13 protein-coding genes are annotated in these 12,774 nt (G+C 65.0%); 10 read left to right on the top strand and 3 right to left on the bottom strand.

Going from position 1 to position 12,774, the window contains the following annotated elements:
* Nucleotides 1-50: 50 nt before the first annotated feature.
* The 7 genes from hslV (at nucleotide 51) to K5H97_RS02425 (ending at nucleotide 7,900) form a co-directional block, all read left to right on the top strand.
* On the top strand, nucleotides 51-581 hold the full coding sequence (gene hslV, locus K5H97_RS02455; RefSeq protein ID WP_028688361.1) for an ATP-dependent protease subunit HslV: 531 nt from the start codon (nucleotides 51-53) through the stop codon (nucleotides 579-581).
* 76 nt (nucleotides 582-657) lie between these two features.
* The gene (gene hslU, locus K5H97_RS02450; protein WP_028688362.1) at nucleotides 658-2,001 is read left to right on the top strand and encodes an ATP-dependent protease ATPase subunit HslU; all 1,344 of its coding nucleotides are present in this window, start codon (nucleotides 658-660) and stop codon (nucleotides 1,999-2,001) included.
* Nucleotides 2,002-2,173: 172 nt separating this feature from the next.
* Complete coding sequence (locus K5H97_RS02445) at nucleotides 2,174-2,551, top strand: gamma-butyrobetaine hydroxylase-like domain-containing protein (protein ID WP_011536058.1); 378 nt, start codon at nucleotides 2,174-2,176, stop codon at nucleotides 2,549-2,551.
* Nucleotides 2,552-2,887: 336 nt separating this feature from the next.
* A complete protein-coding gene (gene phaC / locus K5H97_RS02440) occupies nucleotides 2,888-4,567 on the top strand; it encodes a class II poly(R)-hydroxyalkanoic acid synthase (RefSeq protein WP_028688363.1) in 1,680 nt (559 codons plus the stop codon).
* 64 nt (nucleotides 4,568-4,631) lie between these two features.
* Nucleotides 4,632-5,483, top strand: a complete 852-nt coding sequence (gene phaZ, locus K5H97_RS02435) for a poly(3-hydroxyalkanoate) depolymerase (protein WP_028688364.1) — start codon at nucleotides 4,632-4,634, stop codon at nucleotides 5,481-5,483.
* 115 nt (nucleotides 5,484-5,598) lie between these two features.
* Entirely contained in the window at nucleotides 5,599-7,281 is a 1,683-nt protein-coding gene (gene phaC, locus K5H97_RS02430; RefSeq protein WP_028688365.1) for a class II poly(R)-hydroxyalkanoic acid synthase, read from the top strand.
* 4 nt (nucleotides 7,282-7,285) lie between these two features.
* Nucleotides 7,286-7,900 (top strand): TetR/AcrR family transcriptional regulator, encoded by a 615-nt coding sequence (locus K5H97_RS02425; RefSeq protein WP_028688366.1) that lies wholly within the window; start codon nucleotides 7,286-7,288, stop codon nucleotides 7,898-7,900.
* A gap of 87 nt (nucleotides 7,901-7,987) precedes the next feature.
* On the opposite strand, the gene K5H97_RS02420 is transcribed toward K5H97_RS02425, so the two are convergent.
* From K5H97_RS02420 to K5H97_RS02410, 3 genes are all read right to left on the bottom strand, one after another.
* Nucleotides 7,988-8,731, bottom strand: a complete 744-nt coding sequence (locus tag K5H97_RS02420; protein ID WP_028688367.1) for a phasin family protein — start codon at nucleotides 8,729-8,731, stop codon at nucleotides 7,988-7,990.
* A 10-nt stretch (nucleotides 8,732-8,741) separates the two neighbouring features.
* A complete protein-coding gene (locus K5H97_RS02415; protein ID WP_028688368.1) occupies nucleotides 8,742-9,164 on the bottom strand; it encodes a phasin family protein in 423 nt (140 codons plus the stop codon).
* Nucleotides 9,165-9,348: 184 nt separating this feature from the next.
* On the bottom strand, nucleotides 9,349-9,624 hold the full coding sequence (locus K5H97_RS02410; protein WP_028688369.1) for a polyhydroxyalkanoic acid system family protein: 276 nt from the start codon (nucleotides 9,622-9,624) through the stop codon (nucleotides 9,349-9,351).
* Nucleotides 9,625-9,749: 125 nt separating this feature from the next.
* Between K5H97_RS02410 and ubiE the strand changes: the two genes are divergently transcribed.
* Genes ubiE through ubiB form a run of 3 tightly spaced genes read left to right on the top strand, consistent with a single transcriptional unit; the run spans nucleotide 9,750 to nucleotide 12,753 of the window.
* Entirely contained in the window at nucleotides 9,750-10,520 is a 771-nt protein-coding gene (gene ubiE, locus K5H97_RS02405; protein WP_028688370.1) for a bifunctional demethylmenaquinone methyltransferase/2-methoxy-6-polyprenyl-1,4-benzoquinol methylase UbiE, read from the top strand.
* Nucleotides 10,520-11,143: a ubiquinone biosynthesis accessory factor UbiJ gene (locus K5H97_RS02400; RefSeq protein ID WP_028688371.1), complete on the top strand. Its 624-nt coding sequence runs from the start codon at nucleotides 10,520-10,522 to the stop codon at nucleotides 11,141-11,143. Before ubiE ends, K5H97_RS02400 begins: the two co-directional genes overlap by 1 nt.
* Nucleotides 11,140-12,753, top strand: coding sequence for a ubiquinone biosynthesis regulatory protein kinase UbiB (ubiB, locus tag K5H97_RS02395; protein ID WP_028688372.1), 1,614 nt, complete (start codon nucleotides 11,140-11,142; stop codon nucleotides 12,751-12,753). The genes K5H97_RS02400 and ubiB overlap by 4 nt, the downstream gene beginning before the upstream one ends.
* Nucleotides 12,754-12,774: the final 21 nt, after the last annotated feature.

The following is a 12,774-nucleotide window of genomic DNA, read 5'->3' as shown; positions in this document are numbered from 1 at the left end:
CATATGAGTCTGCATCAGGCATTTTCGCCCCGCTGCGTGGAGACTCTCCCTTGACTACCATCGTTTCTGTCCGCCGTAACGGCAAAGTCGTCATGGGCGGCGACGGCCAGGTTTCCCTCGGCAACACTGTGATGAAAGGCAACGCCAAGAAAGTCCGTCGCCTGTACAACGGCCAGGTCATCGCCGGCTTCGCCGGTGCCACCGCCGATGCCTTCACGCTGTTCGAACGCTTCGAAGCCCAGTTGCAGAAACACTCCGGCCATCTGGTGCGCGCCGCCGTCGAGCTGGCCAAGGAATGGCGTACCGACCGTACCCTGAGCCGCTTGGAAGCCATGCTGGCCGTGGCCAACAAGGACGCCTCGCTGATCATCACTGGTAACGGCGACGTGGTCGAACCCGAGGACGGCCTGATCGCCATGGGTTCCGGCGGTGCCTACGCCCAGGCCGCGGCCCGCGCCCTGCTGAACAAGACCGACCTCTCGGCCCGTGAGATCGCCGAGACAGCCCTGAACATCGCCGGCGACATTTGCGTGTTCACCAACCACAACCTGACCATCGAGGAGCAGGACCTGGCCGAGTGATCAGCTGTTCTGGCGCCCCATCCCGGTGATGGGGCTTTTCCACGCTGACCCACTTTGCCGAAGGACCACATTCATCATGTCCATGACCCCCCGCGAAATCGTTCACGAACTGAACCGCCACATCATCGGTCAGGACGACGCCAAGCGCGCCGTCGCCATCGCCCTGCGCAACCGCTGGCGGCGCATGCAGCTCCCTGCCGAGCTGCGTGCCGAAGTGACGCCCAAGAACATCCTGATGATCGGCCCCACCGGTGTCGGCAAGACCGAAATCGCCCGCCGCCTGGCCAAGCTGGCCAACGCGCCGTTCATCAAGGTCGAGGCGACCAAGTTCACCGAAGTTGGCTACGTTGGCCGTGACGTCGAGTCGATCATCCGCGACTTGGCCGACGCCGCGCTGAAGATGCTGCGCGAGCAGGAGATCGTGCGCGTGCGCCACCGCGCCGAGGACGCCGCCGAAGACCGTATCCTCGACGCCCTGCTACCGCAGGCGCGGGTCAGCAGCTTCAGCGAGGAAGCCCAGCAGTCCAGCACCGACTCCAACACCCGCCAGCTGTTCCGCAAGCGCTTGCGCGAAGGCCAGCTGGACGACAAGGAAATCGAGATCGAAGTCGCCGAGAACATGGGCGTCGAGATCGCCGCGCCGCCCGGCATGGAAGAGATGACCAACCAGCTGCAGAGCCTGTTCGCCAACATGGGCAAGGGCAAGCGCAAGAGCCGCAAGCTGAAGGTCAAGGACGCCCTGAAGATGGTCCGCGACGAGGAAGCCGGCCGCCTGGTCAACGAGGAAGAGCTCAAGGCCAAGGCCCTGGAAGCGGTCGAGCAGCACGGCATCGTGTTCATCGACGAGATCGACAAGGTGGCCAAGCGTGGCAACGTCGGCGGCGCCGATGTCTCCCGTGAAGGCGTACAGCGCGACCTGTTGCCGCTGATCGAGGGCTGCACCGTCAACACCAAGCTGGGCATGGTCAAGACCGACCACATCCTGTTCATCGCCTCCGGCGCGTTCCACCTGAGCAAGCCAAGCGACCTGGTGCCCGAGCTCCAGGGCCGCCTGCCAATCCGTGTCGAGCTCAAGGCGCTGACCCCGGAAGACTTCGAGCGCATCCTCAAGGAGCCGCATGCCTCACTGACCGAACAGTACAGCGCCCTGCTCAAGACCGAGGGCCTGAACATCGAGTTCGCCGACGAAGGCCTCAAGCGCCTGGCCGAGATCGCCTACCAGGTCAACGAGAAGACCGAGAACATCGGTGCCCGCCGCCTGCACACCTTGCTCGAGCGCCTGCTCGAAGAAGTGTCGTTCAGCGCCGGCGACCTGGCCAGCACCCACGACGAGACGCCGATCCACATCGACGCCGCCTACGTAAACAGCCACCTGGGTGAGCTGGCGCAGAACGAAGACCTGTCGCGCTATATCCTGTAAGACCGCTGGGGGCCGCTGCGCGGCCCTTTCGCGACACAAGGCCGCTTCTACAGGGAATCGCGATCATCTGTAGGAGCGGCCTTGTGTCGCGAAAGGGCTGCAAAGCAGCCCCCTTGCACAATCCCCTGAATCTCCCGAAGCTTGCACCATCAGCTCACCAGAGATTCCAGCCATGGCCCGCCTCCCCACCGCCATCAACCTGCACAAAGCCTCCAAGACCCTCACCCTCACCTACGCCCCCGGCGAGGTCTACCACCTGCCCGCCGAATTCCTGCGCGTGCATTCGCCGTCCGCCGAGGTCCAGGGCCACGGCAACCCCATCCTGCAATTTGGCAAGATCAACGTCGGCCTCAGCGGTCTGGAACCGGCCGGTCAATATGCACTGAAACTGACCTTCGACGATGGCCATGACTCCGGATTGTTCACCTGGGAGTACCTCGAGCAGCTGTGCCTGCGCCAGGAGCAGCTGTGGGCCGAGTACCTCGACGAATTGCACAAGGCCGGCAAATCCCGCGACCCGTCCGAATCGGTGGTGAAATTGATGCTCTAGCTCAAGGCTCGCAGGCTTTAGAGCGCATTTTCTAATCTCATCTGCTTGAATGCCTTGATGACAGCCAAAGATTGGCTGTCTTGCGCATTACACGAAAGTCGGGTAACCAATGGAGCTGGCAAGTTCCCTGCATCGCCTTGAAGGCAGGCAGGGCCGGGCCGGTATGTAGAGGTCGCGAGCGAAAGCAGGTTGTCTTCACACGCAGAAACCCACGCAGCTCATCATCGGCACGCATCCGGTCGCAGCACCGCTGTTCCTTATCACTGGTCACCCGAGTAGCAGTACCGGGCTGTCACAGCACACCGGTACTCGTCTCAGGACAACGGAGCGTCGTAGATGAGTAACAAGAACAACGATGAGTTGCAGCGGCAGGCCTCGGAAAACACCCTGGGGCTGAACCCGGTTATCGGCATTCGCCGCAAGGATCTGCTGACATCGGCGCGCACGGTGTTGCGCCAGGCAATACGCCAGCCCTTGCACAGCGCCAAGCACGTGGCGCATTTCGGCCTGGAGCTGAAGAACGTGCTGCTGGGCAAGTCGGCCCTGCAGCCCGAAGGCGACGACCGTCGCTTCGCCGACCCGGCGTGGAGCAAGAACCCCCTGTACCGCCGCTACCTGCAGACCTACCTGGCCTGGCGCAAGGAGCTCAACGACTGGATCAGCGAAAGCGACCTGTCGCCCCAGGACATCAGCCGCGGGCAGTTCGTCATCAACCTGGTGACCGAGGCCATGGCCCCCACCAACACCCTTTCCAACCCCGCCGCGGTCAAGCGCTTCTTCGAGACCGGCGGCAAGAGCCTGCTCGACGGGCTGTCCAACCTGGCCAAGGACATCGTCAACAACGGCGGCATGCCCAGCCAGGTGAACATGGAGGCCTTCGAGGTCGGTAAAAACCTCGGCACCAGCGAAGGCTCGGTGGTGTACCGCAACGATGTGCTGGAGCTGATCCAGTACAGCCCCATTACCGAGCAGGTGCACAGCCGTCCGCTGCTGGTGGTACCGCCCCAGATCAACAAGTTCTACGTGTTCGACCTGAGCCCGGAAAAGAGCCTGGCACGCTTCTGCCTGCGCTCCCAGCAGCAGACCTTCATCATCAGCTGGCGCAACCCGACCAAGGCTCAGCGCGAGTGGGGCCTTTCGACCTACATCGACGCGCTCAAGGAAGCAGTCGACGCGGTGCTGGCGATCACCGGCAGCAAGGACCTGAACATGCTTGGCGCCTGCTCCGGCGGCATCACCTGCACCGCGCTGGTGGGCCACTACGCCGCGCTCGGCGAGAAAAAGGTCAACGCCCTCACCCTGCTGGTGAGCGTGCTCGACACCACCGTCGACACCCAGGTCGCGCTGTTCGTCGACGAGCAAACGCTGGAGGCGGCCAAGCGCCACTCCTACCAGGCTGGCGTGCTCGAAGGCAGCGACATGGCCAAAGTATTCGCCTGGATGCGCCCCAACGACCTGATCTGGAACTACTGGGTCAACAATTACCTGCTGGGCAACGAACCGCCGGTGTTCGACATCCTGTTCTGGAACAACGACACCACCCGCCTGCCGGCCGCCTTCCACGGTGATCTGATCGAGATGTTCAAGAACAACCCGCTGACCCGCCCCGACGCCCTCGAGGTGTGCGGCACCGCCATCGACCTGAAGAAGGTCGACTGCGACATCTACAGCGTCGCCGGCACCGCCGACCACATTACCCCGTGGCAGTCGTGCTACCGCTCTGCGCACCTGTTCGGCGGCAAGATCGAGTTCGTGCTGTCCAACAGCGGCCATATCCAGAGCATCCTCAACCCGCCGGGCAACCCCAAGGCACGCTTCATGACCGGCGAGGACCGCCCGGACGACCCGGTGGCCTGGCAGGAGAACGCCATCAAGCACGCCGACTCCTGGTGGCTGCACTGGCAGGCCTGGCTGGGCGAGCGCGCCGGCGAACTCAAGAAGGCGCCTACAAAGCTGGGTAACCGCACCTATACCGCAGGCGAGGCCGCACCGGGAACATACGTGCACGAGCGTTGAACCGAACCGCCGCGATGGGCCAGTCGGCGCATCGCGGCGCTACCTTCACCACAGAGTCACGCGCATGCCGCAACCGTACATCTTCAGGACCGTCGAGCTGGACGATCAGTCCATCCGCACCGCGGTCCGCCCGGGCAAGCCACACCTGACGCCGTTGCTGATCTTCAACGGCATCGGCGCCAACCTCGAGCTGGTATTCCCTTTCATCGAGGCGCTGGACCCGGACCTGGAAGTCATCGCCTTCGACGTGCCCGGGGTCGGCGGCTCGTCGACGCCGCGCCACCCCTACCGCTTTCCCGGCCTGGCCAAGCTGACCGCGCGCATGCTCGACTACCTGGACTACGGCCAGGTCAACGTCATCGGTGTGTCCTGGGGCGGCGCCCTGGCCCAGCAATTTGCCCACGACTACCCGGAGCGCTGCAAGAAGCTGGTGCTGGCCGCCACCGCCGCCGGCGCGGTGATGGTACCGGGCAAGCCCAAGGTGCTGTGGATGATGGCCAGCCCAAGGCGCTACGTGCAACCCTCCCATGTGATCCGCATCGCCCCGCTGATCTATGGCGGCGGCTTCCGGCGCGACCCTGAGCTGGCCATGCACCACGCCTCCAAGGTCCGTTCGGGCGGCAAGCTGGGCTACTACTGGCAACTGTTCGCCGGACTCGGATGGACCAGCATCCACTGGTTGCACAAGATCCACCAACCCACGCTGGTGCTGGCCGGCGACGACGATCCGTTGATCCCATTGATCAACATGCGCTTGCTGGCCTGGCGAATTCCCAATGCCCAGCTACACATAATCGACGACGGCCACTTGTTCCTGATCACCCGGGCCGAAGCCGTCGCGCCGATCATCATGAAATTCCTCGAGCAGGAACGCCAACGCGCGGTCATGCACCCCCGGCCAGCGGCAAGGGGGTAGGAAGGCTTTTTTATGCGTCAGCACAGGCTAGTTGCAGCCAAGCCCAGTGCGCCTTCGCGCGGGCGAGCCCGCGACGAGGCCAACGCGGAAATGGATCTGACGAAGGAGTGTTGGCATGAAGGACAAACCGGCCAGAGGGATGACACCGGTCCCCGCCACGAGCATGAACGTGCAGAACGCCATCACCGGCCTGCGCGGTCGCGACCTGATCTCGACCCTGCGCCAGGTCGGCCGGATCGGCCTGCGCAACCCGCTGCACACCGCGCACCATCTGCTGAGCCTGGGCGGCCAGCTGGGCCGTGTGCTGATCGGTGACAGCGCCTATCAACCCCACCCCCGCGACGCGCGCTTCAGCGACCCGACTTGGAGCCAGAACCCGTTCTACCGTCGCGGCCTGCAGGCCTACCTGGCCTGGCAGAAGCAAACTCGCCTGTGGATCGAGGAAAGCAGCCTGACCGACGATGACCGCGCCCGGGCGCAGTTCCTGTTCAACCTGGTCAGCGACGCCTTCGCGCCGAGCAACTCGCTGCTCAACCCGCTGGCGATCAAGGAGCTGTTCAACACCGGCGGCCTGAGCCTGCTGCGCGGGGCCAGCCACCTGCTCGACGACCTGCGCCACAACGACGGCCTGCCGCGCCAGGTGGACGAACGGGCCTTCGAAGTCGGTGGCAACCTGGCCGCCACCCCCGGCGCGGTGGTGTTTCGCAACGAGCTGCTGGAACTGATCCAGTACAAGCCCATGAGCGAGAAACAGTACGCCCGGCCATTGCTGGTGGTACCGCCGCAGATCAACAAGTTCTACATCTTCGACCTCGGCCCGACCAACAGCTTCGTCCAGTACATGCTCAAGCAGGGCCTGCAGGTGTTCATGGTCAGCTGGCGCAACCCTGACCCGCGTCACCGCGAATGGGGCCTGTCCAGCTACGTGCAGGCCCTGGAGGAGGCGCTCAACGCCTGCCGCAGCATCAGCGGCAGCCGTGATCCCAACCTGATGGGCGCCTGCGCCGGCGGCCTGACCATGGCCGCCCTGCAGGGCCACCTGCAGGCCAAGAAGCAACTGCGCAAGGTGCGCAGCGCCACCTACCTGGTGAGCCTGCTCGACAGCCATTTCGACAGTCCCGCCAGCCTGTTCGCCGACGAGCAGACCATCGAGGCGGCCAAGCGCCGCTCGTACCAGCGCGGCGTGCTGGACGGCGGCGAAGTGGCGCGCATCTTCGCCTGGATGCGCCCCAACGACCTGATCTGGAACTACTGGGTCAACAACTACCTGATGGGCAAGACCCCGCCGGCGTTCGACATCCTCTACTGGAACGCCGACAACACCCGCCTGCCCGCCGCCCTGCACGGCGACCTGCTGGACTTCTTCAAGCTCAACCCGCTGACCTTCCCCGAAGGCCTGGAAGTGTGCGGTACACCTATCGACCTCAAGCAGGTCGGGCTGGACAGTTTCACCGTGGCCGGCAGCAACGACCACATCACTCCGTGGGACGCGGTCTACCGCTCGGCGCTGTTGCTCGGTGGCGACCGACGTTTCATCCTGGCCAACAGTGGGCATATCCAGAGCATCATCAACCCGCCCGGCAATCCCAAGGCCTACTACCTGGAAAACCCCAAGCTCTCCAGCGACCCGCGGGCCTGGTTCCACGATGCCCAACGGCGCGACGGCAGCTGGTGGCCGTTGTGGCGGGAATGGATCAGTGAGCGCTCCGGCACGCTGAAGGCGCCACGCGAGGAACTGGGCAACGCCACCTATCCACCGCTGGGCCCCGCGCCGGGCAGCTACGTATTGGCGCGCTGACCGGATGAAGACCCGCGACCGTATCCTTGAATGTGCCTTGCAGCTGTTCAACCGCCAGGGCGAGCCGAACGTCTCGACCTTGGAGATCGCCAATGAACTGGGGATCAGCCCCGGCAACCTGTACTACCACTTCCACGGCAAGGAGCCGCTGGTGATCGGCCTGTTCGAGCGTTTCGAAGAGGAGCTGATGCCACTGCTCGATCCGCCCCTAGATGTGCGCCTGGACGCCGAGGACTACTGGCTGTTCCTGCACCTGATCGTCGAGCGCATGGCCCAGTACCGCTTTTTGTTCCAGGACCTGTCCAACCTCACCGGGCGCCTGCCCAAGCTGGCGCGGGGCATGCGCAGCCTGATCAACGCCCTCAAGCGCACCCTGGCGGCGTTGCTGGCCAGCCTCAAGGGCCAGGGCCAGGTGACCAGTGAGACCCAGGCGCTGGGGCAACTGGTGGAGCAGATCACCCTGACCCTGATGTGCTCGCTGGACTACCAGCGGGTGCTGGGGCGCGAGGGCGATGTGGGGGTGGTGGTATACCAGGTGATGATGCTGGTGGCGCCGCATCTGCAGGCACCGGCGCGCAGGGCGGCGGAGCAGTTGGCGATGCGCTATCTGGAAGGCTGAAACGATCACGGGGCAAGCCCACCCCCACGCGTCCTGTGCAGGCTTCGTGGGAGCGGGCTTGCCCCGCGATCAGGGCGACGCGGTGTGTCAGGCCTGGGTGGCCGCGTTCACCGGTGCCGACGGCGTGCTGCTGGCCGGGGCCGCGCTCGGAGCCGGAGCCGCGGTGGCGGCGGGCGCCGGAGCGGCCGGCTTGGCTGCCGCAGGCTTGGTCGGAGTCGCTTTCTTCACGGCCGGCTTTTTGGCCGCAGTGGGTTTGGCAGCGGGTTTGGCCGCCGCTGGCTTGGCTGCCGGTTTAGCCGCCGCGGTTTTCGCCGCAGGCTTGGCCGCCGGTTTGGCCGCAGCGGTCTTGGCCGCAGGCTTGGCTGCCGCCTTGGCCAAGGGCTTGGCCGCGGTCTTGCTGGCACTGGCCTTGGAGATCGGGGTCACCGACGCGCCGGTCAGCTTCTCGATCTGCTTGGTCAGCGAGTCGACCTGCTGGTGCAGGGCCTTGATCTCATTGCGGCTGGGCACGCCCAGGCGCGAGATGGCGCTGTTCAAGCGCTTGTCGAAGGCCTCTTCCAGCTCGCTCCACTTGCCCAGCGCGCGGTCCTTCACGCCAGACACCCGGGAGTTGGTCGACGACTTGGCGCTTTCGGCCACGTCTTCGGCGGTTTTCTTCGCCTGCTTCTCAGCCTTTTCGCCATCCTTCACCAGCGAATCGAACAGCTTGGGACCGTCCTGGTCGATCTTGGAGTAGATACCCAGGCCAGCCAACCAGATCTTGCGGGAATACTTCTCGATTCCGCCGATCCAGGAACTGCCTTCTTTCTCGGTGTTCTTCTTGCCAGCCATCCTGCTCTCCTTATGGTTTGTGCGCGACGCGCTCGAGCAGCTCATGCAGCTGTTCAAGCTTGATGGACAACGCCTCAACGTCATGTTTAGACGGAATGCCGAGGCGATTCAAGGCGCGACCGACACGGGCGTCGAAGGCTTTCTCGATTTTGTCCAGCTGGACCTCGACCTTGCCGCGTACCCGGCTGACTTCCTGGGTGGCTTCGTCGAGATGGCCGTTGGCGGCTTCGATCTCTTTACCCAGGCGCTTCTTGCCGCGTTTTTCGACGCCTTCGCCGGCCTTCACCAGCTCCTTGAAGTAGTCGGAACCTTCCTGGCCGACGCGGGCGTAGGCACCGATGCCCGCCAGCCAGATCTTGCGGGCGTAGCCGCGCACCTCACCCAGGGTACTGCCTTGGGCGTCGTCTTTCTGCTTGAGATTCACTTTGGCCATGCTCTGCACCTCATGCTCGTTCAAGGGAGGGAGGAACTGCCCTGGGAGGCAGGGCTTGAGCGTGAAGGTAGGCGGAAAAATTAGAATCCTCACCCTAAGGTGGGCCGTATTGCCGCTTCAGGCCTGCTGGATGTAGGCGCGGCCTTGTGCCACGCCTACAAGGGATCGGGACGGTACGGGCGAATCAGGCCAGTGCCTTGTCCAGCGCCCGCTCGATCTCGCCCTTGATGCTGGCGCTCATCATCGACAGCATCATGCCCAGCTTCAGCTCGACGCGGATGGTGTCCTCGCCAATGTGCACGCTGCCATTGGCACCACTGCGCGTCACATCGACGCGGTCGCCGTTCCAGGTGGCCTTGAGGTCGTATTCGCGGCTGAGCCTGTCGACCAGCGCCTCGGCCTTGGCACGGGCGGCTTCACGGCCGAGGGAGTGTTTGCGTTCGACGCTGATCTGGGTCATGCGGGTGATCCTGGATATGAAGACATAATCGCCATTATGCCCGCCCCCTGTGCATGACACACCCCGCCAAGACAAATCCGCCCGCAGCCCCTAGAATGGCCGTAATTTTTTTCTGGTGAAGCGATATGACCGACCAGCGCAAAGGCGACCACGCCGAACCCACTACCCACTTCGGCTACCAGGACGTGCCCGAGAGCCAGAAGGCGAAGAAAGTCGCCGAGGTGTTCCACTCGGTGGCCGCCAAGTACGACCTGATGAACGACGTGCTGTCCGGCGGCATGCACCGCCTGTGGAAGCGCTTCACCATCGAGCTGTCCGGCGTGCGCAGCGGCAACCGGGTGCTGGACATCGCCGGTGGCACCGGCGACCTGGCCGCCAAGTTCTCGCGCCTGGTCGGCCCGACCGGCCAGGTGGTGCTGGCCGACATCAACGACTCGATGCTCAAGGTCGGCCGTGACCGCCTGCTCGACCGCGGCGTGGCCGGCAACATCGAGTTCGTCCAGGCCGACGCCGAGAAGCTGCCGTTCCCGGACAACCACTTCGACTGCGTGACCATCGCTTTCGGCCTGCGCAACGTGACCCACAAGGACGAAGCCATCCGTTCCATGCTGCGGGTGCTCAAGCCTGGTGGCCGCCTGTTGATCCTGGAGTTCTCCAAGCCGACCAACAAGTTGATGTCCAAGGCCTACGACGCCTATTCGTTCGCCTTCATGCCGCTGGCCGGCAAGCTGATCACCAACGACGCGGAAAGCTACCGCTACCTGGCCGAATCGATCCGCATGCACCCCGACCAGGAAACGCTCAAGAGCATGATGGTCGAGGCTGGCTTCGACCGCGTCACCTACCACAACATGACCAGCGGCATCGTCGCCGTGCACCGGGGGATCAAGCCCTGATGCTCCTGGCCGGCCTGCTCGCCAGCGCCGAGCACGGGCTCAACCGTGTCCTGCGCCTGGACAGCACCGCCCTCCCGCGCCTGGCGGCGCTGGAGGGCCGGGTGATCGAGATCGACTGCGTGCAGCCGGCCCTGAAGGTGTTCGTGCTGCCCGACGAGGAAGGCCTGATGCTCGCCGCCCACTGGGAGGGCGAGGTCGACTGCACCCTGCGTGCCCCCGCCGGACGCCTGGCGCAGCTGGCCCTGGCCAAGGACAAGACCGCCGTACTGCACAGCCCCCAGATCGAACTGCATGGCGACAGCGCCGTGCTGCTCGACCTGTTCGGCATCGTGCAAGACCTGGAGCTGGACTGGGAATACGAGCTGCAGCGCTGGCTGGGCCCGGTGCCCACCGCGCTGATCGCCGGCCACCTGCGCCTGCGCGCGCGCTGGACCCGCCAGGGTCTGGCCCGTTTCGGCGAGAACCTCTCCGAGTACCTGGCCGAGGAATCCCGCACCCTGGTCGGCAAACGCGAAGCCGAAGCGGCGTTCAGCGAGCTCGATGCGCTGAAAGTCGACATCGAACGTCTCGAGGCGCGCCTGCGCCGCCTCGCCCACACTCTTGATACCAGCGATAACGCATGAAGCTGCTCGCCGTCCGCCGTCTGTTGCGCATCCAGCGCGTCGTGATCCGCTACCGCCTCGATGACCTGCTGTTCGAACAGCCCCTGCTGCCCTGGTGGCTGGCCAGCCTGCGCCTGCTGATGCCCTGGCGCTGGCTGCCGCGCAAGCCCCTGGAGCTGAGCCGCGGCGCGCGCCTGCGCCTGGCGCTGCAGGACCTGGGGCCGATCTTCATCAAGTTCGGCCAGTTGCTCTCCACCCGCCGCGACCTGCTGCCCACCGACATCGCCGACGAGCTGATGCTGCTGCAGGACCGGGTACCGCCGTTCGACCCGCAGCACGCCGTGGCGCTGATCGAGGGACAGCTCGGGGCGAAGGTGGCCGAGGTGTTCAGCCGCTTCGACGTCGAGCCGCTGGCCTCGGCCTCGGTGGCCCAGGTCCACGCCGCGCGCCTCAAGAGCGGCGAGGAAGTGGTGGTCAAGGTGGTGCGCCCGGGCCTCAAGCCAGTCATCGCCCAGGACCTGGCTTGGCTGTTCCTGATCGCCAAGGCCGCCGAACGCGCCTCGGCCGATGCCCGTCGCCTGCACCCGGTGGAGATCGTCGGCGACTACGAGAAGACCATCTACGACGAGCTCGACCTGCTGCGCGAGGCGGCCAACGCCAGCCAGCTGCGGCGCAACTTCGAAGGCTCCGAGCTGATGTACGTGCCCCAGGTGTACTGGGACTTCTGCCGGCCCAAGGTGCTGGTGATGGAGCGGATCTACGGCGTACCGGTCACCGACATGGTCACGCTGGCGGACCAGCGCACCGACATGAAGATGCTCGCCGAGCGGGGTGTGGAAGTGTTCTTCACCCAGGTGTTCCGCGACAGCTTCTTCCACGCCGACATGCACCCGGGCAACATCTTCGTCAGCACGGTCAAGCCATGGAGCCCGCAGTACATCGCCATCGACTGCGGCATCGTCGGCAGCCTCACCGCCGAGGACCAGGACTACCTGGCCCGCAACCTGATCGCCTTCTTCAAGCGCGACTACCGCCGCGTGGCCCAGTTGCACATCGATTCGGGCTGGGTGCCGGCGCAGACCAAGGTCAACGAATTCGAGGCGGCGATCCGCACCGTGTGCGAGCCAATCTTCGAAAAGCCGTTGAAGGACATCTCCTTCGGCCAAGTGCTGATGCGCCTGTTCCAGACTGCCCGGCGCTTCAACATGGAAGTCCAGCCGCAGTTGGTGCTGCTGCAAAAGACCCTGCTGAATATCGAAGGCCTGGGCCGCCAGCTTTATCCCGACCTGGACCTGTGGAGCACCGCCAAGCCGTTCCTCGAACGCTGGATGCGCGAGCGCATGAGCCCGAAGGCGGTTATCGGCAACCTGTACAGCCAGGCCGAGCAGTTGCCGCACCTGGCCGACATGACCCGCGACCTGCTCGAGCGCCTGTCGCAACCGCACCTGCACGATGCGCAACTGCCCGAGCGACGCCGCGCCGGCGACAACTGGGCGCTGCGCCTGCTCGGTGCCGGCCTGCTCGGCGGCGGAGCGACGCTGGCCGCCGGCGCCGTCAGCCTCAGCGCCCCGGCCACCTGGCCGGCGTGGCTGATGCTGGCCGCGGGCCTGTACCTTATCGTGCGCCGATAGCCAGCCGCGCCGTCGGCTGGC

It is taken from the genome of Pseudomonas mosselii, assembly GCF_019823065.1.
Taxonomy (GTDB): Bacteria; Pseudomonadota; Gammaproteobacteria; order Pseudomonadales; family Pseudomonadaceae; genus Aquipseudomonas; species Aquipseudomonas mosselii.
This window is presented reverse-complemented; position numbering and strand designations above follow the sequence as displayed.

What these genes read in the sequence shown, in the direction of transcription:
- hslU (WP_028688362.1), top strand. Translation starts at nt 658, where the DNA reads ATGTCCATGACCCCCCGCGAAATCGTTCACGAACTGAACCGCCACATC.
- K5H97_RS02445 (WP_011536058.1), top strand. Translation starts at nt 2,174, where the DNA reads ATGGCCCGCCTCCCCACCGCCATCAACCTGCACAAAGCCTCCAAGACC.
- phaC (WP_028688363.1), top strand. Translation starts at nt 2,888, where the DNA reads ATGAGTAACAAGAACAACGATGAGTTGCAGCGGCAGGCCTCGGAAAAC.
- phaZ (WP_028688364.1), top strand. Translation starts at nt 4,632, where the DNA reads ATGCCGCAACCGTACATCTTCAGGACCGTCGAGCTGGACGATCAGTCC.
- phaC (WP_028688365.1), top strand. Translation starts at nt 5,599, where the DNA reads ATGAAGGACAAACCGGCCAGAGGGATGACACCGGTCCCCGCCACGAGC.
- K5H97_RS02425 (WP_028688366.1), top strand. Translation starts at nt 7,286, where the DNA reads ATGAAGACCCGCGACCGTATCCTTGAATGTGCCTTGCAGCTGTTCAAC.
- K5H97_RS02420 (WP_028688367.1), bottom strand. Translation starts at nt 8,731, where the DNA reads ATGGCTGGCAAGAAGAACACCGAGAAAGAAGGCAGTTCCTGGATCGGC.
- K5H97_RS02415 (WP_028688368.1), bottom strand. Translation starts at nt 9,164, where the DNA reads ATGGCCAAAGTGAATCTCAAGCAGAAAGACGACGCCCAAGGCAGTACC.
- K5H97_RS02410 (WP_028688369.1), bottom strand. Translation starts at nt 9,624, where the DNA reads ATGACCCAGATCAGCGTCGAACGCAAACACTCCCTCGGCCGTGAAGCC.
- ubiE (WP_028688370.1), top strand. Translation starts at nt 9,750, where the DNA reads ATGACCGACCAGCGCAAAGGCGACCACGCCGAACCCACTACCCACTTC.
- K5H97_RS02400 (WP_028688371.1), top strand. Translation starts at nt 10,520, where the DNA reads ATGCTCCTGGCCGGCCTGCTCGCCAGCGCCGAGCACGGGCTCAACCGT.
- ubiB (WP_028688372.1), top strand. Translation starts at nt 11,140, where the DNA reads ATGAAGCTGCTCGCCGTCCGCCGTCTGTTGCGCATCCAGCGCGTCGTG.